Annotated in this window: 19 protein-coding genes and 1 pseudogene; 12 read left to right on the top strand and 8 right to left on the bottom strand. The window is 73.2% G+C overall.

Features of this window, described 5'->3' with window-relative positions:
- Position 1 precedes the first annotated feature (1 nt).
- Positions 2-451 (bottom strand): hypothetical protein, encoded by a 450-nt coding sequence (locus EDF18_RS04215; protein ID WP_123546515.1) that lies wholly within the window; start codon positions 449-451, stop codon positions 2-4.
- A 35-nt stretch (positions 452-486) separates the two neighbouring features.
- On the opposite strand from EDF18_RS04215, the gene EDF18_RS04210 reads away from it, so the two are divergent.
- The 4 genes from EDF18_RS04210 to ahcY all read left to right on the top strand — a co-directional run bounded on the left by EDF18_RS04210 (position 487) and on the right by ahcY (position 3,971).
- Positions 487-699, top strand: coding sequence for a DUF3499 family protein (locus tag EDF18_RS04210; protein ID WP_123546514.1), 213 nt, complete (start codon positions 487-489; stop codon positions 697-699).
- Positions 689-2,113, top strand: coding sequence for a phosphomannomutase/phosphoglucomutase (locus EDF18_RS04205; RefSeq protein ID WP_123546513.1), 1,425 nt, complete (start codon positions 689-691; stop codon positions 2,111-2,113). Before EDF18_RS04210 ends, EDF18_RS04205 begins: the two co-directional genes overlap by 11 nt.
- Before the next feature lie 59 nt (positions 2,114-2,172).
- Entirely contained in the window at positions 2,173-2,424 is a 252-nt protein-coding gene (locus EDF18_RS04200) for a metal-sensitive transcriptional regulator (RefSeq protein ID WP_233569053.1), read from the top strand.
- Positions 2,425-2,495: 71 nt separating this feature from the next.
- Positions 2,496-3,971 (top strand): adenosylhomocysteinase, encoded by a 1,476-nt coding sequence (gene ahcY, locus EDF18_RS04195; protein ID WP_123546512.1) that lies wholly within the window; start codon positions 2,496-2,498, stop codon positions 3,969-3,971.
- Positions 3,972-4,115: 144 nt separating this feature from the next.
- Here ahcY and EDF18_RS04190 read toward each other — a convergent pair whose 3' ends face one another.
- Complete coding sequence (locus EDF18_RS04190; RefSeq protein WP_123546511.1) at positions 4,116-5,051, bottom strand: RDD family protein; 936 nt, start codon at positions 5,049-5,051, stop codon at positions 4,116-4,118.
- An 18-nt stretch (positions 5,052-5,069) separates the two neighbouring features.
- Between EDF18_RS04190 and EDF18_RS04185 the strand changes: the two genes are divergently transcribed.
- Positions 5,070-6,065, top strand: coding sequence for a stage II sporulation protein M (locus tag EDF18_RS04185; protein WP_123546510.1), 996 nt, complete (start codon positions 5,070-5,072; stop codon positions 6,063-6,065).
- Between the two features lie 267 nt (positions 6,066-6,332).
- On the opposite strand, the gene EDF18_RS04180 is transcribed toward EDF18_RS04185, so the two are convergent.
- The 5 genes from EDF18_RS04180 to EDF18_RS04160 form a co-directional block, all read right to left on the bottom strand.
- Entirely contained in the window at positions 6,333-7,625 is a 1,293-nt protein-coding gene (locus EDF18_RS04180; protein WP_123546509.1) for a DUF58 domain-containing protein, read from the bottom strand.
- A 2-nt stretch (positions 7,626-7,627) separates the two neighbouring features.
- On the bottom strand, positions 7,628-8,581 hold the full coding sequence (locus EDF18_RS04175) for a MoxR family ATPase (protein WP_123546508.1): 954 nt from the start codon (positions 8,579-8,581) through the stop codon (positions 7,628-7,630).
- 133 nt (positions 8,582-8,714) lie between these two features.
- On the bottom strand, positions 8,715-9,902 hold the full coding sequence (locus EDF18_RS04170) for a DUF4350 domain-containing protein (RefSeq protein ID WP_123546507.1): 1,188 nt from the start codon (positions 9,900-9,902) through the stop codon (positions 8,715-8,717).
- The gene (locus EDF18_RS04165) at positions 9,899-10,543 is read right to left on the bottom strand and encodes a DUF4129 domain-containing protein (RefSeq protein ID WP_123546506.1); all 645 of its coding nucleotides are present in this window, start codon (positions 10,541-10,543) and stop codon (positions 9,899-9,901) included. Before EDF18_RS04165 ends, EDF18_RS04170 begins: the two co-directional genes overlap by 4 nt.
- Entirely contained in the window at positions 10,540-11,868 is a 1,329-nt protein-coding gene (locus EDF18_RS04160) for a hypothetical protein (protein ID WP_123546505.1), read from the bottom strand. The genes EDF18_RS04165 and EDF18_RS04160 overlap by 4 nt, the downstream gene beginning before the upstream one ends.
- Positions 11,869-12,040: 172 nt before the next feature.
- Here EDF18_RS04160 and mtrA point away from each other — a divergent pair, with 172 nt between their 5' ends.
- From mtrA to secA, 6 genes and pseudogenes are all read left to right on the top strand, one after another.
- On the top strand, positions 12,041-12,721 hold the full coding sequence (gene mtrA, locus EDF18_RS04155; protein ID WP_123546504.1) for an MtrAB system response regulator MtrA: 681 nt from the start codon (positions 12,041-12,043) through the stop codon (positions 12,719-12,721).
- A gap of 9 nt (positions 12,722-12,730) precedes the next feature.
- Positions 12,731-14,503 carry an MtrAB system histidine kinase MtrB gene (mtrB, locus tag EDF18_RS04150; protein WP_123546503.1) on the top strand — a complete coding sequence of 591 codons (1,773 nt, stop codon included), beginning with the start codon at positions 12,731-12,733 and terminating at the stop codon, positions 14,501-14,503.
- Complete coding sequence (locus tag EDF18_RS04145) at positions 14,490-16,172, top strand: LpqB family beta-propeller domain-containing protein (RefSeq protein WP_123546502.1); 1,683 nt, start codon at positions 14,490-14,492, stop codon at positions 16,170-16,172. The genes mtrB and EDF18_RS04145 overlap by 14 nt, the downstream gene beginning before the upstream one ends.
- Positions 16,173-16,281: 109 nt before the next feature.
- Positions 16,282-16,950: a ComF family protein gene (locus tag EDF18_RS04140; protein WP_123546501.1), complete on the top strand. Its 669-nt coding sequence runs from the start codon at positions 16,282-16,284 to the stop codon at positions 16,948-16,950.
- Between the two features lie 152 nt (positions 16,951-17,102).
- Positions 17,103-17,804, top strand: a complete 702-nt coding sequence (hpf, locus tag EDF18_RS04135) for a ribosome hibernation-promoting factor, HPF/YfiA family (RefSeq protein WP_123546500.1) — start codon at positions 17,103-17,105, stop codon at positions 17,802-17,804.
- A gap of 170 nt (positions 17,805-17,974) precedes the next feature.
- A pseudogene (secA, locus tag EDF18_RS04130) lies at positions 17,975-20,627 on the top strand (preprotein translocase subunit SecA); the annotation flags it as partial.
- 316 nt (positions 20,628-20,943) lie between these two features.
- Here secA and EDF18_RS04125 read toward each other — a convergent pair.
- Positions 20,944-21,477, bottom strand: a complete 534-nt coding sequence (locus EDF18_RS04125) for an Rv3235 family protein (protein WP_123546498.1) — start codon at positions 21,475-21,477, stop codon at positions 20,944-20,946.
- Positions 21,478-21,645: 168 nt separating this feature from the next.
- Between EDF18_RS04125 and EDF18_RS04120 the strand changes: the two genes are divergently transcribed.
- Positions 21,646-23,139, top strand: coding sequence for a sensor histidine kinase (locus tag EDF18_RS04120; protein ID WP_123546497.1), 1,494 nt, complete (start codon positions 21,646-21,648; stop codon positions 23,137-23,139).
- Positions 23,140-23,171 lie beyond the last annotated feature (32 nt).

Raw genomic sequence — 23,171 nt, 5'->3', positions numbered from 1 at the left:
GTCAGCGGTCGCGCCAGCGGTCGGGGGAGAGGTCCCACGGGTCCTTGCCGAGGAGGTCGCCCACGGCCTGCAGCACCCAGCCCTCGACGAGGACGCGGTGCTGCCACTCGTCGTCCACCTGCCGGTGCGACTCGGGCACGTGCGACAGGCGCTCGATGGGCAGCCGGTAGACGACCACGCTGCGGGCGGCCCGGTCGACGCGCCAGCGCTCGACGCGGGACGGGTCGGGGGCGGCAGGCAGGCCGGCGACCTCGAAGGTCACGTCGGCGAGGTCGTCGGGCCACAGCTCGCGCAGGTGGTCCGCGGTCTCGGCGACGAGGTCGTCGAAGAGCTCGACCCTCGTGCGCAGGAACGGCAGGTGCGGGCCGGCGGCTGAGGAACGGAGGCCACGGCCGTGTCGGTCCCGACGACGCGAGCGGTCGGTGACGCGGACTCGACGTGGCCTCGGCATCTCGCCATCGTAGTCCGGCGGTATCGTGGCGGTCCATGGAGCCACGACCCTGCAGCAAGGTCACCTGCCACGACGAGGCGGTGTCGACCCTCACCTACGTGTACGCGGACTCCCTGGTCGTCGTCGGCCCCCTGAGCGACCGGGTGGAGCCGCACGGGTACGACCTGTGCGCCCGACACGCGTCGTCCCTGTCCGTCCCCCAGGGCTGGCAGGTGCTGCGCCGGGTAGTTTTGGGCCATGACCACTGAAGACACCGTCGACCTCTCCGCCTTCGTCAAGACCTACGACGTGCGCGGGCTGGTCGGGAGCCAGCTCACCGACGACGTCGTCGAGGCGTTCGGGGCCGCCTTCGCGGACGAGGTGGGCGCGGCGGGGAGCGAGCTCGTGGTCGGCCACGACATGCGCGACTCCTCGCCCTCGTTCGCGGCGGCCTTCGCCCGCGGCGCCCTGGCCCGGGGCGCGGATGTCGTCGCCCTCGGGCTCTGCTCGACCGACGAGTCCTACTTCGCCTCGGGCTCGCTCGACGCACCGGCGGCGATGTTCACCGCGAGCCACAACCCCGCGACCTACAACGGCATCAAGATGAGCCGGGCAGGCGCCCAGGGGATCAGCCTCGACACGGGCCTGTCCTCGATCCGCGACCGGGCCGCCGCCTACCTCGCCGACGGCGTCTCGTCCGTCGAGGCGCCCGGGTCGCTCCGCGAGCACGACGCGCTGCCGGGCTACGCGGCCCACCTGCGCGGGCTCGTCGACCTGGCCGGCGTCCGGCCCCTGAAGGTGGTCGTCGACGCGGGCAACGGGATGGGCGGCCTGACCGTCCCCGCGGTCCTCGGCGCTGCCGCCGGGCTCCCGGCCCTCCCCCTCGAGATCGTCCCGCTGTACTTCGAGCTCGACGGCACGTTCCCGAACCACGAGGCGAACCCGCTCGAGCCGGCCAACCTCGTCGACCTCCAGGCCGCGGTCGTCGCCCACGGCGCAGACCTGGGCCTCGCCTTCGACGGCGACGCCGACCGATGCTTCGTCGTCGACGAGAAGGGCGACGCGGTCACCCCGTCCGCCGTCGCGGCGATCGTCGCGGTGCGCGAGATCGCCCGGGTCCGGGCGGCCGAGCCGGACGCCTCCATCTCGGTCATCCACAACCTGATCACCTCGCGCGCCGTGCCCGAGGCGATCGTCGCCTCCGGGGCGGTGCCCGTCCGCACCCGGGTCGGGCACTCGCTCATCAAGGACGAGATGCGCACGACCGGCGCGATCTTCGGCGGCGAGCACTCCGCGCACTACTACTTCCGCGACTTCTGGGGCGCCGACAACGGCATGCTCGCCGCCATGCACGTGCTGGCCGAGCTGGGGCACCAGGACGAGCCCTTGTCGACGCTGACCGACCGCTACACGCCGTACTCGGCCAGCGGCGAGATCAACTCGACCGTCACCGACGTGCCCGCCGCCTACACCCGCGTCGTCGAGGCGTTCACCGGCCGGGGCGACTTCGACGAGCTCGACGGCCTCACCGTGTCGGGGTCGTCGGCGGACGGCGGCTTCTGGTGGTTCAACGTCCGCCCCTCGAACACCGAGCCGCTGCTCCGCCTGAACGCCGAGGCGGCGACGCGCTCGGGCATGGAGGCGGTGCGCGACGAGGTCCTGGCGCTGATCCGGGCATCGTGACGACCGACCCGAGCACCGCGTCGCCGGGATCTCCCGGCTACAGCGGCTCCAAGCAGCAGATCGTCACGCGCCTCCGCCGAGCCGAGGGCCAGGTCCGCGGCATCCAGCGGATGGTCGAGGACGACGTCTACTGCATCGACGTCCTCACGCAGGTGAGCGCGGCCACGAAGGCGCTCGAGACGGTGGCCCTCCAGCTGCTCGAGGACCACCTCGCGCACTGCGTCGCCGAGGCGGCTCGAGAGGGCGGGGCGGTGGCCGACGCGAAGATCGCGGAGGCGTCGGCCGCGATCGCCCGCCTCGTGCGTTCCTGAGCCGGGCGACGTCCCGACTCGTCGACCCGTTCCTGGGCGACACACGGGGCAGGGTGGGCGAGAATGGTCCCATGCCCACTGACACGACCACGCTGCCCTACAAGGTCGCCGACCTGTCCCTCGCCGAGGCCGGTCGACACCAGCTCCGGCTCGCCGAGAACGAGATGCCCGGCCTCATGGCCCTCCGCGAGGAGTTCGGACCGACGCAGCCGCTCGCCGGCGCCCGCATCGCCGGCTCGCTGCACATGACCGTGCAGACCGCCGTGCTGATCGAGACCCTCACCGCCCTCGGCGCGCAGGTCCGCTGGGCCAGCTGCAACATCTTCTCCACGCAGGACGAGGCGGCGGCCGCGATCGTCGTCGGCCCGACCGGCACCCCCGAGCAGCCGGCGGGCGTGCCCGTCTTCGCCTGGAAGGGCGAGACGCTCGACGAGTACTGGTGGTGCACCTCCCAGATCTTCGACTGGTCGGCCGAGGCTGCCGAGGCAGGTGCCTCGTTCGCCGGCCCGAACATGATCCTCGACGACGGCGGCGACGCCACGATGCTCGTGCACAAGGGCCGCGAGTACGAGCTGGCCGGCGCCGTGCCCGACGACGCCCCCGGCGACAGCCACGAGTGGCGGGTGATCCTCGAGGTCCTGCGCGGCTCGCTGGCCGAGTCGACGGACCGCTGGACGACCATCGGCGCCGAGCTGCAGGGCGTCACGGAAGAGACCACGACGGGCGTGCACCGCCTGTACGAGCTCGCCCGTGCCGGCGAGCTGCTCTTCCCCGCCATCAACGTGAACGACTCCGTCACGAAGTCGAAGTTCGACAACAAGTACGGCATCCGCCACTCGCTGCCCGACGGGCTGATGCGGGCGACCGACGTGCTCATCGGCGGCAAGGTCGCCTTCGTCGCCGGCTACGGCGACGTCGGCAAGGGCGCTGCGGAGGCGCTGCGCGGCCAGGGTGCCCGCGTCATCGTCAGCGAGGTGGACCCGATCAACGCCCTCCAGGCCGCGATGGACGGCTACCAGGTCGCCCGTCTGGAGTCCGTCGTCGAGACCGTCGACATCCTCGTCACGGGCACCGGCAACCTCGACGTCGTGACCGTCGACCACCTCCTCGCGCTCAAGCACCTCGCGATCGTGGCGAACGTCGGCCACTTCGACAACGAGATCGACATGGCCGGGCTCGAGTCGCTCGCCGGCGCCGAGCGCGTCGAGATCAAGCCCCAGGTGCACGAGTGGCGCCTCCCCACGGGGCGCAGCGTGCTCGTGCTCAGCGAGGGCCGCCTGATGAACCTCGGCAACGCGACCGGCCACCCCTCGTTCGTGATGAGCAACTCCTTCACGAACCAGGTCCTCGCGCAGATCGAGCTCTGGGCTCACCGCGAGAACTACGAGACCGAGGTCTACGTGCTGCCCAAGCACCTCGACGAGAAGGTGGCGCGGCTGCACCTCGACGCGCTCGGCGTCGAGCTGACCACCCTCACCGACGCGCAGGCGAAGTACATCGGCGTCAGCGTCGACGGGCCCTACAAGGTCGACCACTACCGCTACTGAGGCAGGTGCGCGAACGCCCCCGAGCCGTCGTCGAGACGGGGCGGGGGCGTTCGTGCGTCCGGGGCCGGTCGTGCGCGCAGGGCCGTCCGTGCCCCGGGGCGGGCGGTACGCGCGGGGACGTGCGTGCCGGGGCAGGTCGTGGGCTCAGCGCCGCGGGAACCCGTGCACCGTCCCCGTGAGGGCCGGCTCGAGCCGGTCGAGCAATGCTGCCTCGCGCCCCAGGGCGACGCCCTCGCGCTCTCGCCGGAGGGCGGACACGGCGGCGAGCAGCGACTCCGGGTCCGTCGCGGGCAGGGGCGTGACGAACGGCGAGAGCTCGTCGGCGAGGGACTCGGCGATGCGCCGACGGCTGTCGGGACGGAGCGCCGGGGCCTGTTGCAGGAACGACGACACACGCCGGGCCAGGGGATCGGGGAGGCGCGCCACGTCGGCCACGCCGGCCCAGCCGACGAGGTGCGGCGGCACCTGGACCACGACCCGCCCCATGCGGGGCGCCCGTTCGTTGCGGCTGTAGGTGCCGGCCATCAGGTCGCCGAGACGGCGCGACGACCGGTTGAGGAGGGCGACCACCACGGCCAGTCCGCCTGTCGTCATCACGATCTCGAGCATGCCGACGAGCGACCGGGTGAGCGCGTGCCGGAGGCCGATGGCGCCTCCGTCGGTCCGGACGATCCTCGCGCCCGTCGCCAGCTTGCCGAGCGACCGCCCGTGCGACGCCGTCTCGACCACGGTCGGCAGGCCGATCAGGCAGACGACGATCGACGCGACCATGAGGGCCTGCGCCGTCGCGTCGTCCACGGCGCCGCGGTCGTTGAGCGAGACGACGAGCAGCACCAGGCCGACGAGCACGACGACGTACGTGAGGTAGTCGATCAGCGCACCGGCGACGCGGAGGACGAAGCCGGTGGGGCGGCGGTCGAGGCCGACCGCCTCGCCGGTGACGAGCTGGTCGTCGGCACCGTCGAAGAAGTCGACCTGGTCGGCACGCAGGGTCGGCGCCGACCGCGGGGAACGCCCCGCGCGCGTGCGTCGCGGCCTCGGCCGGGGCGTCGGCGGCTGGTGCGTCGTCGGGTCGGACATGCCTAGTATCTAAGCAGAATGGATCTCGACGCCTACGCCGCCGCCCACGGTCACGAGTGGACCGAACTCGAGGCCCTGGCGCGCCGTCGGCGCCTCACCGGCCCGGAGGCCGACGAGCTGATCCGGCTGTACCAGTCGGGGGCTGCCGAGCTGTCGGCGCTGCAGACGGCCGCGGGCCCGTCCGTCGTCGCCGACAGGCTGTCACTGACCCTGTCGCGCGCGCGGCTCCGGTTCACGGGCGCCGGCCGGAACCTCGCCTCGCAGGTGCCGACCTTCTTCGTGGCCCAGCTGCCTGCCGCCCTCTGGCGGGTTCGCTGGCTGTCGATCGCGGTGCTGCTCGTCACGGTCGTCGTGGCGACGTCGTTCGCGGTCTGGGCGGCCGGGTCACCCGCGGTGCTCGCGTCGTTCGGCTCGGAGGAGTTCCGTCGCCAGTTCGCGACCGAGGACTTCGTGAACTACTACTCGGAGAGCGCGCCCTCTTCGTTCACCGGTCAGGTCTGGACGAACAACGCGTTCATCGCCGCCCAGTGCGTCGCGTTCGGGATCACCGGCGTCTGGGTGCCCTACGTCGTGCTGAACAACGCCATGAACGTGGGCATCTCGGCGGGCCTGATGGCCGAGCAGGGGCGCCTCGAGTACTTCTTCCTGTACATCCTCCCGCACGGCCAGCTCGAGCTGTACAGCATCTTCGTCGCCGGCGGTGCGGGGCTGATGATCTTCTGGTCGTGGGTCGCCCCCGGCGCCCGCACCCGGGGGCAGGCGCTCGCCCAGGACGGCCGCGCGCTCGTCACCGTCGCCGTGGGGCTCATGCTGGCCCTGCTCGTGTCGGGTGTGATCGAGGGGTTCGTCACTCGCCAGGACTGGCCGTGGCCCATCAAGATCGGCATCGGCACGGTCGCCCTGGCCGGGTTCCTCGCGTACCAGTGGGTTCTCGGCGGGCGCGCGCACCGCGCCGGCCAGACCGGCGACCTCGACGAGTTCGAGGCCGGGGCGACGGAGCTCGTCGCCGGCTGACGGCGAGTGGACGCTGCTGTGCCGGCTGACGGCGAGCGGGGGCTGCTGTGCCGGCTGACGGCGAGCGGGGGCTGCTGTGCCGGCTGACGGCGAGCGGAGGCCGCTGTGCCGGCTGAGCGCGACGACCCGGGCCCGGGGCCCGGCCAGGTCGCCAGGACTCAGGAACTCGGGCGCACCGGGTTCTGAGTCGTGCACGATCCAGGACCCTGCCTCCCCCCGTCGCGCGGATCAGGACCGACGTTGCTGAACGAGGAGGGGCGGCGCGGGTCAGAGGCGGCCGGCGGCCTTGTAGGCGAGGTACCGGTCGGCCAGCGCCGGCGGCAGGTCGGCGGGCGAGCCCGACACGACGTCGGCCCCCACCTGGCCGAGGGCGGCGGCGACGCGGGCGACGTCGAGCCGGGCACGCTCCGCGGCGGCGGCGCGGTAGACCTCGTCGCGGTTCGTCCTCGTGACGGCTGCGGCGGCGAGGTCGGGATCGGTGACCGACGCCACGACGACCAGGTGCCGCCAGCTCAGCTGCGGCACGGCGGCGAGCAGGCTGCGCGCCGAGCCGGGGGAGTCGACGGGCGTGACGAGCACGACGAGCGAGCGCTGGGTGGTCACGGAGCGCACGAGGGCAGGCACGGTCGACCAGTCGGTCTCGACGAGCTCGGGCTCGATCGGGGCCATCGTCTCGACCATGGTCGACAGCAGGGCGGCTCCGGTCGCGCCCTGCACGCGTCCCCGCACGCGTCGGTCGACGACGACGAGGTCGACGTGGTCGCCGGCGCGGGACGCGAGCGCGCCGAGCAGCAGGGCGGACTCGAACGCGGTGTCGAGCCGCGGCTCGTCGTCGATGCGCGCAGCCGAGGTGCGGCCGCTGTCGACCACGATCACCACGCGTCGGTCGCGCTCGGGGCGCCACGTGCGGACGACCAGGTCGCTGCGGCGCGCCGTCGCCCGCCAGTCGATCGAGCGGACGTCGTCGCCGCGGACGTACTCGCGCAGGCTGTCGAACTCGGTGCCCTGGCCCCGGATCATGACGCTCGTGCGCCCGTCCAGCTCGCGGAGGCGGGCGAGACGGGAGGGCAGGTGGCGACGGGACGAGAAGCGGGGGAGCACGCGGACGGTGCCGGGGACGGCGTGCCCGGCCTGGCGACCCGCGAGGCGCAGCGGTCCGATCGACCGGACCGTCACCTCCTCGGCTCGCCGTTCGCCCCGGCGGAACGGGGTGAGCGTCGTCGTGGCGCGCCAGGCACGACCGGGCCGGACGACGAGCGCACGGCGCGTGACAGCGGCGCCGGCCGACGGCTGCCAGGCGTCGCGGACGACGCCGCGCAGCGTGCGGCGGCCTTCGTTGACGACGACCAGCTCGGCCGAGGTCGCCTCGCCGAGGCGCACGGGGCCGGGCAGCTCGCGACGGATCCGCAGGAGGCGCGGCGAGGCGGCCAGCGCGACGTCCAGCGCCCCGAGGGCGAGCACGAGCACGAGCCAGCCCACGAGCGCCCAGGCGCTCCCCGTCGCCACGATCGGCACGACGCCGAGCGCGACGAGCGCGACGAACCATCCGGTGACGGCCATGATCAGATCGGGACCCGCACCTGCTGCAGCACCGAGCGCAGCACGGCGTCGGCGTCGACGCCCTCGAGCTCGGCCTCCGGTCGCAGCTGCAGGCGGTGGCGCAGCACGGGCAGGGCCATGGCCTGCACGTGGTCGGGCGTGATGCGGTCGAACCCGGTCAGCCAGGCCCAGGCCTTGCTCGCCGACAGCAGGGCGGTCGAGCCGCGGGGGCTGACGCCGATCTTGACGGACGCGCTCTCGCGGGTGGCACGGGCCAGGTCGACGACGTACGCGAGCACGTCGGGCGAGGCGCCGACCAGGCCGACCTCGGCCTGCGCCTGCGCGAGCTCGGCCGGCCCGAGCACGGGCGTCACGCCCGCGGCGCGCAGGTCGCGCGGCGAGAAGCCGGCGGCGTGGCGCGTGAGCACCTCGACCTCGGCGTCGCGGGGCGGCAGGTCGAGAGTCAGCTTCATGAGGAACCGGTCGAGCTGCGCTTCGGGCAGCGTGTAGGTGCCCTCGTACTCGACCGGGTTCATCGTCGCGGCGACGAGGAACGGCTGGGGGAGCGGACGCGAGACGCCGTCGACCGACACCTGCCGCTCCTCCATGGCCTCGAGCAGCGCCGACTGCGTCTTGGGGGGCGTCCGGTTGATCTCGTCGGCCAGCAGGATGTTGGTGAAGACGGGACCGGGCCGGAACTCGAACTCGCCGGCCTTGGCGTCGTAGACGAGCGAGCCGGTGATGTCGCCGGGCATCAGGTCGGGGGTGAACTGCACTCGGTTCGTCTCGAGCGAGGTGGCGTGGCTGAGGGCGCGGACGAGCAGCGTCTTGGCGACGCCGGGGACGCCCTCGAGCAGGGCGTGGCCCTGGGCGAGCAGGGTGACGATCAGGCCGGTGACGGCGCCGTCCTGGGCGACGACGGCCTTGCCGACCTCGGTGCGCACGCGGGCGAAGGTCTGCTGGAGTTCGGTGGTCATGCGGCGGTTCTCCCGGTGGTGGTCGCAGGGCGAGGGGCGGTGGAGGCGGTCAGGAGCGAGGTCGGCCCGGGGCAGTCCGGCCCGGGCCAGTCCGGCGAGGGGCCGGCCGGCAGACGAGGAGGCGCGGCGCCGGTCACGAGGGAGCCGCCGCCCTGGCCGTCGCCCGCTCGAGGTCGAGCAGGCTGTCGCTCAGGCGCACGAGCTCGGCGTCGTCGGCAGGGTCGGCGTCGACGAGCACGTGCCGGAGCCCACGGGGATCGGCCCCGACCAGGCCGGCGACCCGGTCGATCACCTCGTCCACCGACGACGTGGACGAGAGGCCCGTCAGGCGGGCGAGGCGGCCGAGCGACCCGATGCGCAGCTGGTCGAGGGCGTGCCGTCGCTGGCCGGAGCGCTCGTAGAGCCTCGCCCGCCCCTCAGTCGTCTCGGACGCGCGGACGACGACGGGCATGCGCTCGACCACGAGGGGTCCGAGCCGGCGACCCCGCCAGACCATCGCGGCGACCGCGGTCGCGGTGAGCAGGAGCAGCACGGGCGTGACCCAGCTCGGCGTGAGCGTCGCGAGGGTGCCGGCGCCCTCGGGCACGTCGTCGACGCCGGGGAGGTACCAGACGAGCTGGTCGGACTGCCCGAGGACGGCGAGGGCGTAGGCGGCGTCGTCCGCGCCCGCCGTGGCGATCGTGCCGTTCGTGAAGGCGGTCGTCGTGCCGACGACCGTGACGCGGCGGTCGCCGTCGTCGAGCACGACGAGCCCGGAGCCGTCCGTGTCGGGATCGCGGACGCAGGTCGTCACGTCGACGCCCGCACCGGGGTCGACGCCCGCGGCTGAGTACGCGAGGCCGGCGGCGTGGACTCGCTCGACCTGCGACAGCTCGGGCACGTCGCAGCCCAGGTCACGGACCCCGTCGGCGACCTCGGCGACCGCGGAGACGCCGGGAGCGACCGCGTCCAGCGCCGCGGCACCCGGGGCGAGGAGGACGAGCGAGCTCGCGGCGTCGCCGAGCTCGCTCCACTGGTCGGCGACGAGGTACGAGCCCGCGTCGTCGACGACCACGGTGGTGTCCGGACGCGCGGCGGCCTGTCGTGCCTGGTCGAGCGACGACACGACACGGACGGACACGCCCTGGTCGCGGAGGACCTCGACGAGCGCCTTCGTCCCGGACGGCGCGGGGTTCTCGGGGCCGAGCGCCCGGCCGCCCGTCGCGCCCGACCCGCTGAGGAGCACCGCCGCGACGGCGCCGAGCAGCGCGAGGACGGCCAGCGCGACCCAGGGCCGCGCCCGACGCGCGGAGGCACGCACCGTCGGCGTCGTCGCCGTCACGAGGCGGCCACGGGGGCGAGTCGCTCGAGCTCGAGGTCGAGCGCGCTGATCTCGCGCCAGGCGGTCTCGGAGCCTGGCCGGTCGAGGTAGCGCACGCCGTCGAAGCTGTCGGCGGCCGACGCCAGGCGGTCGGCGAGGCCGGGGAACACCTGCCCCGCCCGGGCGCCGACCGCGCGGGCGGTCGTGCCGGGCGTCGTCGAGAGGACGTCGCGCTCGACGAGGCCGCGCGCCAGCGCACGGAACGACTCGGTGACGGCGAGCACGAGGTCGCCTGCGGCCGCCGCCTCGGCCGCGGCCCGGCGGAGGCGGTCCGCGTCCCGGTCGTCGCCCTCGCCGAAGAGCTCGGGTCCGCGCGTCGAGCGCCGGTTCAGCCGGGGGACCCCGTAGACGGCGAGCACCACCACGAGGACGACGACCACGACGACGAGCAGGACCACGAGGGCCACGGCGGGCGCCCCCTCGACCCCGCCGAAGCGGATGCCGTTCAGCCAGTTCCAGAAGGCGTCGGCGGCACGGTCGAGCCAGGTGGGCTGGGCCGCGACGTAGTCGCGACCCGTCAGCTCGCGCAGCAGCAGCCGGCGCGCCTCGTCGGGGTCGGGGTCGAGAGGGGCGGCGGCCAGCACGGTCGTCGTCGGCGTCACTGCAGAGGTGCCCCGCCCTGGCCGTCGGGGCCGTGCTGCCGGCCCTGCTGCTGCGGGTGGTGGGCGGGGAACTGCTGCCCGGGCTGCTGCTGCGCAGGGGAGCGCCACGGGTCGGGCAGGTCGACCTGGCCGCGGCCGCGGGCCTCGACGTGGCGCACCAGCTCGAGGTCGAGCCCCTCGGTCCGCATCCGACGGTCGACGTAGACGAGGCCGACGGAGGCGGCCTGGACGACGGAGCCGATGGCCGTCACGACGGCGCTGACCGCGATGGTGAGGACGTACGCGACGGCCGCGACCGCGATCGCGCTGCCGTCCACGTCGCCGGTGGGCGAGATGAGGCTGCCGAACACGCCGAACAGCAGCGAGAACGGCGCCGTGACGACCTGCGTCGCGATCTGGATCATCACGAAGACGAGCGCGACGACGCCGAAGGTGCGCCAGAACGAGCTGCGGACGAGCGACCACGACCGGGCGACGGCCGCACGCAGGGGCATCCGCTCGAGCATGAGGGCGCTCGGCACGAGGCTCAGCTTGATGGTGAGCCAGACGCCGAGCACCAGCAGGCCGAGGCCGAGGAGCACGCCCACCCCGATGCCGACGCCGATGCTCGGACCCGTGCCGACGACGACGCCGATCGCCACGACGCCGACCACGAGGCCGGCGGCGACCAGGTACGCGAGCGTGAGCAGGGCCGACCAGCCCGTCAGCGCGCCGATCCGCCCGCGGGCCAGGGTCCAGAGGCCGCCCAGCCGGAGGCGCTCGCCGAGCAGCTGACGAGAGGTCTCGAGCACGAAGAGCCCCTGCAGCAGGGCGCTGACGACCACCGTGAGCAGCACGGGGACGAGCGTCGCGAGCACGACGGTGGCGACGGCCCCCGCCGCCACCGCGTCGCGGTCCTCGGGCAGGGCCGACTCGACGCGGGAGAACGCGAAGAAGGCACTGCCCCCGGCGGCGCCCACGGTCACCACGAGCAGCACGACCTGCGCGAGCAGGGCGGTGCCGAAGGTGGTGCGCGGGTTGCGCCGGAACACCTGGAACGACGCGGAGAGGATCTCGCCGAAGGTGAAGGGACGGAGCGGCAGCAGACCCGGACGAGGAGGCGGCGTCCACGCACCGGGACCGCCCTGCGGCTGCGGCGCGGCCTGCTGTCCGGACGCGGGCGGCTGCTGTCCGTAGGCGGGCGGCTGCTGCCCGTAGGCCGGCGACTGCTGCCCCGCGTCGGCGGCCGGAGCCGACGGAGGAGCGGGAGGCGCGGACGGGACCCGCTCGCCCCAGCGGGGTGCGTCCTGCGCCCCGGGGGCCGCCCAGTCGTTCGGATCGGTCATGGCTTCCCCCGGTGGTCCGCGCTCGAGGTCGTCCTCGCTCGTGGGCCCATGTTTCCACAGGCGCGGCGGGCGTGCCAGCCGACCTGCGCCTCCTTCGCCGCCGATCCGCGCCTCCTGCACTAATCTGGGTCGACGTGCCGCGACCCGAGCGGCCCAGCCGAAGACGGAGACCATGACCCCGCGCATCCTGGTGGTGGACGACGACCCCGCGCTCGCCGAGATGATCGGCATCGTGCTCCGGGCCGACGAGTTCGAGCCGCACTTCTGCGCCGACGGCGACGGGGCGCTCGCCGCGTTCCGCGACGCCTCGCCCGACCTGGTGCTGCTCGACCTGATGCTGCCGGGCAAGGACGGCCTCGAGGTGTGCCGGGCGATCCGGGCCGAGAGCGGCGTGCCGATCATCATGCTCACGGCGAAGGGCGACACGGTCGACGTGGTCCGGGGGCTCGAGAGCGGGGCCGACGACTACGTCGTCAAGCCCTTCAACCCGAAAGAACTCGTGGCGCGGATCAGGACGCGCCTGCGTCCCCCGACCGAGCCCACCAACGACGTGCTCACGGTCGGCGACCTTCGACTGGACGTGGCGGCTCACGAGGTGCGTCGCGGCGACGCCGTCATCGCCCTGACTCCCCTCGAGTTCGAGCTGTTGCTGGCCCTCGCGTCCAAGCCGCAGCAGGTCTTCACCCGCGAGATGCTCCTGGAGCAGGTCTGGGGCTACCACTACAAGGCCGACACGCGACTGGTCAACGTCCACGTGCAGCGGCTGCGGGCGAAGGTCGAGCACGACCCGGACGCGCCGCGCATCGTCACGACCGTCCGCGGCGTCGGCTACCGCGCCGGCGGCGGGGCCTAGCAGCCCGTCGTGGCCGGGCAGGGCGAGGGCACGGGCGCGGGCTGGCGGGGCTCCGTCGTCGGTGCGCTCGGCCCCGGTGCCTGGTGGCGACGCCGGGCCGCCTGGCGGGACGTCGGCCCCCACCTCCTCTCGGCGTGGCGCCGGTCGCTCGAGTTCCGCACGGTCGCCCTCACCGTCGTGCTCGCCGGGGTCGGCGCCTCGATCATTGCCACGTCCATCTCGGTCAGCATCAGCGCGAACCTGTACGACCAGCGCCGGGACCAGGTGCAGTCCGAGTCCCAGCGCGCGACGATCCTCGCCCAGTCGATCTTCGACTCGGCGACGGCCACGGAGGACGCCGACCAGGTCGAGCTCGACTCCCTGCAGAACGAGGCCCAGAGCACCATCCTCGGCTCGACGTCGAGCCCGGGCGGCACGAGCATCGCGATCCTGAGGACGCCGGGGCAGTCCACCGCACAGACCGTGCAGGACATCGCGAGCCCCGACTTCCCCGGCGCCGAGCTGACGCCGGAGCTCCGCGAGCGCGTGGCCTCCGACACCGGCGCGCTCTCGATGCAGCCCGTGGCCCTGCCCCGGGCCGACGGAGGGTCCGTGCCCGGCATCGTCGTCGGCAGCACCCTCCAGGTCCCGACGGCGGGCCAGTACGAGCTCTACCTCGTCTACGACCTGAGCGACGCCGCGACGACGCTGGCGCTGATGCAGCGCACCCTCGCGCTCGGCTCGCTCGCGCTCGTCGTCCTGATCGGCGTCATCACCTACGTCGTCGCCCGGACGGTCGTCCGCCCCGTGCGCGTCGCGGCCGAGACGAGCCAGGCCATCGCGGCGGGCGACCTCGACCAGCGCATCCCCGAGAAGGGCCAGGACGTCATCGCCACCCTGGGGCGCTCGTTCAACGGCATGGCGGACGGGATGCAACGGCAGATCTCGCAGCTGGCCGAGCTGTCGCGGGTGCAGCAGCGGTTCGTCAGCGACGTGTCGCACGAGCTGCGCACCCCGCTCACGACGATCCGCCTCGCCGGCGACGTGCTCTACGACCAGCGCGGCTCGTTCACCCCGTCCACGGCGCGCACGGCCGAGCTGCTGCACACGCAGGTCGACCGCTTCGAGCTGCTGCTGGCCGACCTGCTCGAGATCTCGCGCTTCGACGCGGGCGCGGTCGAGCTCGACGTCGAGAGCACCACCGTCGCCACGCTCGTCGAGGACGGCGTGGCCGAGTTCGAGCCGCTGGCCGCCGAGGCCGGCAGCGTGGTCGTCATCGACGCGCGGGGCGGCTACCTCGAGGCCGAGGTCGATCCGCGGCGGCTGCGCCGCATCCTGCGCAACCTGCTCGGCAACGCGATCGAGCACGGTGAGGGCGGGCCGATCGAGGTCGAGGTCGACAGCGACGCCGAGTCCGTCGCCGTCGCCGTGCGCGACCACGGGGTCGGGATGCGCCAGGGCGACGTCGAGCGGGTGTTCGACCGCTTCTGGCGGGCCGACCCGTCCCGTCGCCGGACGATCGGCGGCACCGGCCTCGGGCTCGCCATCAGCCTGGAGGACGCCGTCCTGCACGGCGGGCGCCTCGAGGTGTGGTCGAGGCTGGGCGAGGGCAGCCGCTTCGTCGTGACGCTGCCGCGCGTGGCGGGCGCGGCCACCACCTCCTCGCCCCTGGCCGTGGTGCCGCGCGACGCGGACGACCTGGCCGGCCACGACTCGGAGCCCTGGGCGGGCGCGTTCCCCGAGGCGACGGCGACCCGACCGGCCCCGGACGGCGACGAGGAGGTGCGCCGTGCGAGGACGTGACCGCCTGCGCGCCCTCGTGGCCGGCGTCGTCCTCGTGGCGACGGTGCTCGCGGGCTGCGCCTCCATCCCCGACAGCGGCCCGGTGCAGGAGGGCGACCCCATCACGGCCGACGTCCCCAGCGACGTCGTGTACACGCCGAAGGGCCCGGTGGCCGACAGCTCGCAGGAGCGCATCCTCCGGGACTTCATCTCGGCGGGCACGGGCCCGCAGGACAACTACGCGGTCGCGCGCGAGTACCTCTCGGCCGGCTTCGCCGACGCCTGGGACGCGCGCGCGAGCGTCACCGTCCGGCCGGGCGGCGGCGCCACGACGCGCGTCGGCGAGGACGAGCTCGAGTACGCGTTCACGGCGACGGCCACCCTCGACGGCGGCGGCCACTACGTCCCTGCCACCACCTCCGTGCCCACCAGCCTCGGCTACTCGTTCGTGCAGGAGGACGGCCAGTGGCGGATCAGCGACGCCCCGGACGGCACGGTGCTGAACCCTGCCACGTTCCAGTCGATCTTCCGGGCGCACGCGGTCTACTTCTACGACCCCTCGTTCCGGTACCTCGTGCCCGACCAGCGGTGGTTCCTCGCCCGGTCGTCGACGAGCACGCGCATCGCCTCGGCGCTCCTCGACGGGCCGTCGACCTGGCTGCAGGGCGCGGTGGTCTCCGCGTTCCCCGAGGGCACGCAGCTCTCGCTGACCGCGATCACCGTCGACGACGGCACCGCCAGGGTCGACCTCACGAGCGACGCCCTCTCGGCCTCGGACACCGCCCGCGCGCGCATGCAGGCCCAGCTGCTGGCGAGCTTCTCGACGCTCTCGACCATCACGGCGGTCGACCTCAGCGTCGAGTCGACCGTCCTCGATGTGCCCGACCTGGGCGGGGCGGCGCCCCTTCGCGACCCCACGGTCGACGCGCGGCCCCTGGTGGTCGCCGACGGGGTGCTCGGGTTCGCCTCCCGTTCGTCGGTCAGCCCCCTGCCCGGGCTCGGCCCCGTCGTCGGCGCCCTGGCCCCGACCTCGGCCGAGGCGTCGGCGGACCTGTCCGTCGTCGTCGTCGGGACGGACCGCGGCGCCCTGCGTGTGGGAGCGGACGGGTCGAGCCTGCTCGTCGACGGACGCGCAGGGCTGGCCCCGCCGACCCTCGACGACGCCGGCTGGGTCTGGTCGGTGCCGGTCGACGACGCCCGGGCCGTCACGGCTACCGGTGCGGACGGGGTGCCCCACGCCGTCACGTCCACGCTGCCCGCCGGGTCGGCCGTCGTGGCGTTCCGGGTGTCGCGGGACGGGGCCAGGGCGCTCGTGCTGCTCGACGACCAGGGCGAGTCCCGCCTCCTCGTCGTCGCCCTGCTGCGTGACTCCCGCGGCGTGCCGACGGCGCTCGGCCCCCCGGTCGAGCTGGCGGCGCCGACGGGCCGCCCCGTCGACGCGACGTGGGCCGACCAGCTGACGGTCGCCTCCCTGACCGACACGGGTGAGGGCTCGCTCGTCTCGCTCGCCGAGGTGGGCGGGGCGTCCGCGGGGTCGGGGCAGCCCTCGGGGAGCGCCACGACCATCGTCGGCGGGAACGGGTCCTCGAGCCTGCGCGTGCTGACGGCGGAGGGCTCGGTGCTCGAGCCCCGGGGGAGCAGCTGGCAGGACACGGGCGTCGTGGCGGACCTGCTCGCGACCCAGCGCTGAGCGGTCGGCCGGGGGCGTCGTCCCTCCCCGGGGCAGGTCGTCGCGACGCCGTCCCCGTCCGCGGCCGGTCCGGCAGGGGACGGCCTCGCGACGCGGCCAGGCTGGGGAGGTGCCGCTCGTCCTCCGTCCCGCCATCGCCGTGGCCCTCCGGGGTGCCCTGGCCGCGGTGTCGCCCGTCAGCTGCGCCGGCTGCGGCGCCCCCGACCTCGAGGTCTGCGACAGCTGCCGCCTCCTCCTGCGCCCCCGGCCCGTCGAGGCGGTGCACGCCGGCCTCCGCGTCGTCACGGCGCTCCGGTACGAGTTCGAGGTCCGCGAGGCCGTCCTGGCGTACAAGCAACGCGGCCGGCTGAGGCTCGCGGCCGAGCTCGGCCCGGCCCTGCGTGCGGCGGTGGAGGTCGCCCTGCCCGCAGGCTCCCCTCCGACGGCGCTGGTCGCCGTGCCGCCGTCCCCGTCGGGGCGGCGGCGCCGGGGGTGGGACCCGGTGACGACCCTCGCACGGGCCGCGAGGGTGTCCGCGTCCCCGGGCGTCCTCGTCGTCCGGCCCGGTCGTTCGTCGTCCCAGAAGCGCCTGGACCGCGAACAGCGCGCCCGTGCCCGTCGGGGCAGCCTGCGCTGCCGCGTCGACCTGACGGGGCACCGGGTGGTCGTCCTCGACGACGTCCTCACGACGGGGAGCACTGTGCAGGAGGCGCGGAGGGCACTCGAGGACGCGGGCGCCGAGGTGGTCGCCGCGGTCTGCCTCGCGTCGACGCCGCTCGCCTCGCACGCCGCGTCGTGACGCCTCCAGGCCGGGCTCGCGGCCGCCCCAGGGCGACGCGCGGGTGGACGGGAGGTGACAGGGAGGCGTCGACCTGGCTACGGTGGGGCAAAGGCGTGAAAGGACATCCGCCTGGCTGACAGGCGGCACGTCGATAGCCATAGGAGGTCGTCATGGAAATTTCCGTCACGGGTCGAAACGTCGGCATCACCGATCGTTTCCGCGACTACGCCACTGACAAGGCCGACAAGGTGGCGCAGCTCGCCACCAAGGCTCTGGCGCTCGAGATCAAGGTCTCGCGCCACAACGAGAAGGCGAGCGGACAGGCCGGCGACGACCGCGTCGAGCTCACCCTCATCGGCCCGGGCCCGCTCGTGCGGGCCGAGTCGACGGGAGGCGACAAGTACGTCGCCTTCGACCTCGCTGTCGCGCGGCTGCTCGAGCGGATACGCCGGGCGAAGGACCGCAAGAAGGTGCACCGGGGCCAGCACAGGCCCACGTCGCTGCAGGAGGCCTCGAGCGCCGACTTCAGCACCCTCGGGGTGGTCCCGGCCGCCGCCGAGACCCTCGACGCGGTCCGCACGGGCAGCGTCCCGACCGTGCAGGGCGAGGTGGCCGAAGAAGAGGACGAGGTCTACACGCCCGTCGTCATCCGCAAGAAGGTCTTCGCGTCGACGCCGATGACCGTCGACGACGCCCTGTACTACATGGAGCTCGTGGGCCACGACTTCTACCTCTTCATCGACTCCGAGACCGATCGCCCGAGCGTCGTCTACCGCCGCAAGGGGTGGGACTACGGCGTCATCGGCCTCGACCAGAGCGCCCCAGAGCTGCAGGAGGCGGCGACGGCCCTGAAGGCGGGCTTCGCCGGCTGACGCGGCCGACGCCCCACCGCGGCGTCGACCCAGGCGGCCACGCCTCGGGGGAGGAGGGGAGGACCACGCCGGTCCTCCCTCCTCCTCCCAGGGCGGTGGCCGCTAGTCTTGTCACCATTCCGTGACCGTCCCGCGAGGGGACGGACACGTCCAGAACCAGGGAGCATCCGTTGGCCAACGTCCTAGAGAAGGTCCTCCGCGTCGGTGAAGGGCGCACACTCCGCAGGCTCAAGGCGTACGCCTCGGCCGTCAACGAGCTCGAGGACGACTTCACGACGCTCACGGACGACGAGCTCAAGAACGAGACCGTCGAGCTGCGCGAGCGCTACGCGGGCGGCGAGTCGCTCGACGACCTCCTGCCCGAGGCCTTCGCCGCCGTCCGGGAGGCCGCGAAGCGGACCCTCGGCATGCGCCACTTCGACGTCCAGCTGATGGGCGGCGCGGCGCTCCACCTCGGCAACATCGCCGAGATGAAGACCGGTGAGGGCAAGACGCTGGTCGCCACGACCGCCGCCTACCTCAACGCGATCGCCTCGCGCGGCGTGCACATCATCACCGTCAACGACTTCCTCGCGAGCTACCAGTCCGAGCTGATGGGCCGTGTCTTCCGTGCCCTCGGCATGACGACCGGCTGCATCCTCGCCGGACAGACGCCGGCCGAGCGCCGCGAGCAGTACGCGGCCGACATCACCTACGGCACGAACAACGAGTTCGGCTTCGACTACCTGCGCGACAACATGGCGTGGCAGTCGCAGGACATGGTCCAGCGCGGCCACTTCTTCGCCGTGGTCGACGAGGTCGACTCGATCCTCATCGACGAGGCGAGGACGCCCCTCATCATCTCGGGTCCCGCCTCGGGCGAGGCCAACCGCTGGTTCGCCGAGTTCGCGACGATCTCGAAGCGCCTCGTCGCCGGCACCGACTACGAGGTCGACGAGAAGAAGCGCACCGTCGGCGTGCTCGAGCCCGGCATCGAGAAGGTCGAGGACTACCTCGGCATCGACAACCTCTACGAGTCGGCCAACACCCCTCTCATCTCGTTCCTCAACAACTCCATCAAGGCGAGCGCGCTCTTCAAGCGCGACAAGGACTACGTCGTGATCAACGGCGAGGTGCTCATCGTCGACGAGCACACCGGCCGCATCCTCAGCGGCCGCCGCTACAACGAGGGCATCCACCAGGCCATCGAGGCCAAGGAGGGGGTGGAGGTCAAGGCGGAGAACCAGACGCTCGCGACCGTCACCCTGCAGAACTACTTCCGGCTCTACAAGAAGCTCTCGGGCATGACGGGAACGGCCGAGACCGAGGCCGCCGAGTTCATGAGCACCTACAAGCTCGGCGTCGTCCCCATCCCCACGAACAAGTCGATGCAGCGCATCGACCAGACCGACCTCGTCTACAAGAACGAGACCGCCAAGTTCGAGCAGGTCGCCGAGGACATCGTGGAGCGCCACGAGAAGGGCCAGCCCGTGCTGGTCGGCACCACGAGCGTCGAGAAGAGCGAGTACCTGTCCCGCCTCCTCGCGAAGCGCGGCGTCAAGCACGAGGTGCTGAACGCCAAGAACCACGCCAGGGAGGCGGCGATCGTCGCCCAGGCCGGTCGCTTCGGCTCGGTCACGGTCGCGACGAACATGGCCGGTCGAGGCACCGACATCATGCTGGGCGGCAACGCCGAGTTCCTCGCCGTCGCGGAGATGAACACGAAGGGCCTCAGCCCCTCCGACACGCCGGACGAGTACGAGGCCGCCTGGGACGACGTCTTCGCGGCCAAGAAGGCCGAGGTCGCCACCGAGGCCGAGAAGGTGATCGAGGCCGGCGGTCTCTACGTGCTCGGCACGGAGCGCCACGAGTCGCGACGCATCGACAACCAGCTGCGCGGACGCAGCGGCCGACAGGGCGACCCGGGCGAGAGCCGGTTCTACCTGTCGCTCACGGACGACCTGATGCGCCTGTTCAACTCGGGCGCCGCCGAGTCGCTGATGGGCCGCGGCAACGTGCCGGACGACCTCGCGATCGAGAACAAGATCGTCGGGCGTGCCATCCGGTCCGCCCAGTCGCAGGTCGAGTCGCGCAACGCCGAGATCCGCAAGAACGTCCTCAAGTACGACGACGTCCTCAACCGTCAGCGTGAGGCCATCTACGGCGACCGTCGACACATCCTCGAGGGCGACGACCTGCAGGACCGCTCGCAGCGGTTCCTCGAGGACGTCGTCAACGAGGTCATCGACCAGCACACGGGGGAGGGCAGCCCCGACGACTGGGACCTCGACGCGCTCTGGACCGAGCTGCGGACCCTGTGGCCCATCTCGATCACCATCGACGAGGTCATCACCGAGGCAGGCTCCAAGGGCAAGGCGACGCGCGACTTCCTCGGCCAGGAGATCCTCTCCGACGCCAAGGTCGCCTACGGAGCCCGCGAGGAAGCTCTGGGCGAGCCCGCGATGCGCGAGCTCGAGCGCCGCGTCGTGCTGTCGGTCATCGACCGGCGCTGGCGCGACCACCTGTACGAGATGGACTACCTCAAGGACGGCATCGGCCTGCGGGCCATGGCCCAGCGCGACCCGCTGGTCGAGTACCAGCGCGAGGGCTACGCGCTCTTCCAGAGCATGATGGGCCAGATCCGCGAGGAGTCGGTCGGGTTCCTGTTCAACCTCGAGGTCGAGGTCCAGTCCCAGGTCGGCGCCGCGGAGACCCCCGTCATCGCCGCCAAGGGCCTCGACGGCGAGAAGCAGCAGTCGAAGCTCGAGTACTCCGCTCCGAACATCGCGGGCGAGGTCGAGGTCCGCGATCAGCGCGGGCGCCTCGAGCAGGCCGCGACGGCCAAGGCGCAGAAGGCCCAGGACGACGCCGAGCGCGGCGACGATCCCGAGGTCGCGGCCGCGCAGGCGACGACCACGTCCAAACCGGCTGCCCGCGGGGCCTTCGGCCAGGCGCAGGGCGGCGAGGCGGCCGGTTCGCCCGTCAACCGTGCGGAGCGTCGGGCGGCGGGCAAGAAGAACGCCTGACGACGCCGGCACGTCCCTGCCGACACGACCCTGACGGGGCCGCTCACCTCCGGTGGGCGGCCCCGTCGCCGTCTGCGCGTCGGCGGGGTGCCGTGGTGCCGGTCGGAGGCTGTGCTCGTCAGAGGCTGTGCTGGTCAGAGGATGTGCAGCGCGCTCGCCTGCCAGCGCCCGCAGACGATCTCCAGCCGGATCGCGACGGCCCGCGCGCGACCCCGACCGTGCACGACCACGACCGTCTCGGCGACACCCGGAACGGGACGGGCGACCGTCACCGTGCCGATCCGGAGGACGGGCCGGATGGGTCGGTCGGCGAGCACGGAGCGCGCCCGGGTGGAAAGCTGGACCCGGGCGCGAAGCACGGCGTGGACCTCGGCCGTGACCCAGCGGGTCAGCTGTTGGAGGTCACGAGCGCCGGCGAGCACCTCGAGCACCGAGCGGGCGAGGCCCTCGGCGGCCAGTCCCGGGTCGAGCTCCGGCTCGGGCGGAGCCGTCTGCTCCGGGGGGAGCGATTCTGAGGGGAGCGATTCTGGGGGGAGCGGCTCCGGGGGGAGCGGCTCGACGAGGAACAGCTCGGCAGGACGGTGAGGCCCGTCCGTCCGTCGTTCGGGCTCGTCCAGCCCACGTGGCTCGTCGGGCTCGGATGACAGGAGGGCGAGAGGGGGAGTCATGGGGCTCGGACTTTCGTCGGTGGTGTGGCGTTCAACATATGACATGTGCAGACGGGTCTGTCCCGACCTGCCGCGGCTGTGGACAAGTCGTGGACGCGGGACGGGCGCGCGGCCCACGGCCGACGGCCGACGGCCGACGGTCGGCGGAGGTCGACCTAGACTGGGCGGGTGTCGACGCTCAGTGATCTCGTTCTCGCCCAGGGCCGCTCCAGCGAGGCCGACGTCGAGTGGCTGCACCTGCTGGTCGGCGACTGGCAGCTGCTCGCCGACCTCGCCTTCGCCGACATGGTGCTGTGGGTCCCCACGGACACCGACAGCTACGTCGCCGTCGCGCACGCGCGGCCCTCGAGCTCGGCCACGCTCTTCTACCGCGACTTCGTCGGCCAGGAGGTGCGCCCCGAGTGGCGCTCCCAGATCCAGCAGGCCTTCGAGACGACGCGCATCGTCGACTCGGCGGCGCCCGACTGGTACGAGGAGACCCCCACCCGCGTCCGGGCCGTGCCCGTCCTCCGTCGCCTCGGCGCGAGCCGTCCCGACGTGACGGAGGCGCCCATCGCGGTGATCACGCGACACACGAACCTGAGCGAGGCGCGCACGCCGAGCCGTCAGGAGCTCACCTTCAACCAGTGCAGCAACGACCTGTTCGCGATGATCGCCGCGGGGGACTTCCCCGATCTCGGGGCCCCGACCGGCCCTCGACGGGGCGCCCCCCGCGCCTCCGACGGCCTGCTCCGCCTCGACGTCGACGGCATGGTCACCTTCGCGAGCCCGAACGGCCTGTCGGCGTTCAACCGGATGGGCTTCGCCGGCGAGCTCGAGGGCGAGTCGCTGGCCGAGGTGACGACCGGGCTGCTGCAGGGCAAGCTCGTCATCGACGAGTCGCTCCCGCTCGTCGTCACGGGGCGGGCGCCGTGGCGCACCGACATCGAGGCGCGAGGCGTGACGGTCTCGTTGCGTGCCATCCCGCTGCGCGACAAGGGCGAGCGCGTGGGCGCCGTCGTGCTCTGCCGCGACGTCACCGAGCTGCGTCACCAGGAGCGCGAGCTCATCACGAAGGACGCGACGATCCGCGAGATCCACCACCGCGTCAAGAACAACCTGCAGACCGTCGCGTCGCTGCTGCGGATCCAGGCCCGACGGACGCACACGGACGTGGCCCGCGAGGCCCTGACCCAGGCCATGCGCCGTGTGGCCTCCATCGCCGTCGTGCACGACACCCTGTCCGAGGGGCTCAGCCAGAACGTGGACTTCGACACGGTCTTCGACCGGGTCCTCATGTTGATCACCGAGGTGGCGTCGAGCCACGCCACCACCGTGCGACCCACCAGGACCGGCAGCTTCGGCGCGCTCCCGAGCGAGTACGCGACCCCCTTGGCGCTGGCGCTCACCGAGCTCGTGACCAACGCCGTCGAGCACGGCCTCGACGGTCGCGACGGGGTCGTCGAGATCTCGGCCGAACGGGACGACGAGCAGCTGACGGTGAAGGTGCGCGACGACGGCGTCGGCCTGCCCGAGGGCAAGGTCGGCTCCGGACTGGGCACGCAGATCGTCCGGACGCTCATCCAGGGCGAGCTCGGCGGCACCATCGACTGGCACACGCTCGTCGGGAACGGCACCGAGGTCACCATCGAGATCCCGTTCCGGTGGCTGACCCGGTCCTGACGGCTGAGGCCTGACGCGCTGGGCGTGACGGC

Origin of the sequence: Frigoribacterium sp. PhB107 (assembly GCF_003751515.1) — a bacterium.
GTDB lineage: Bacteria > Actinomycetota > Actinomycetes > Actinomycetales > Microbacteriaceae > Frigoribacterium.
The sequence above is the reverse complement of the archived record's forward strand: the minus strand, read 5'-3'. Positions and strand labels throughout refer to the sequence as shown.

Bases quoted from the DNA above. Each gene is read 5' to 3' on its own strand.
- EDF18_RS04215 (WP_123546515.1), bottom strand. From the start codon at position 451: ATGCCGAGGCCACGTCGAGTCCGCGTCACCGACCGCTCGCGTCGTCGG.
- EDF18_RS04210 (WP_123546514.1), top strand. From the start codon at position 487: ATGGAGCCACGACCCTGCAGCAAGGTCACCTGCCACGACGAGGCGGTG.
- EDF18_RS04205 (WP_123546513.1), top strand. From the start codon at position 689: ATGACCACTGAAGACACCGTCGACCTCTCCGCCTTCGTCAAGACCTAC.
- ahcY (WP_123546512.1), top strand. From the start codon at position 2,496: ATGCCCACTGACACGACCACGCTGCCCTACAAGGTCGCCGACCTGTCC.
- EDF18_RS04190 (WP_123546511.1), bottom strand. From the start codon at position 5,051: ATGTCCGACCCGACGACGCACCAGCCGCCGACGCCCCGGCCGAGGCCG.
- EDF18_RS04185 (WP_123546510.1), top strand. From the start codon at position 5,070: ATGGATCTCGACGCCTACGCCGCCGCCCACGGTCACGAGTGGACCGAA.
- EDF18_RS04180 (WP_123546509.1), bottom strand. From the start codon at position 7,625: ATGGCCGTCACCGGATGGTTCGTCGCGCTCGTCGCGCTCGGCGTCGTG.
- EDF18_RS04175 (WP_123546508.1), bottom strand. From the start codon at position 8,581: ATGACCACCGAACTCCAGCAGACCTTCGCCCGCGTGCGCACCGAGGTC.
- EDF18_RS04160 (WP_123546505.1), bottom strand. From the start codon at position 11,868: ATGACCGATCCGAACGACTGGGCGGCCCCCGGGGCGCAGGACGCACCC.
- mtrA (WP_123546504.1), top strand. From the start codon at position 12,041: ATGACCCCGCGCATCCTGGTGGTGGACGACGACCCCGCGCTCGCCGAG.
- hpf (WP_123546500.1), top strand. From the start codon at position 17,103: ATGGAAATTTCCGTCACGGGTCGAAACGTCGGCATCACCGATCGTTTC.
- EDF18_RS04125 (WP_123546498.1), bottom strand. From the start codon at position 21,477: ATGACTCCCCCTCTCGCCCTCCTGTCATCCGAGCCCGACGAGCCACGT.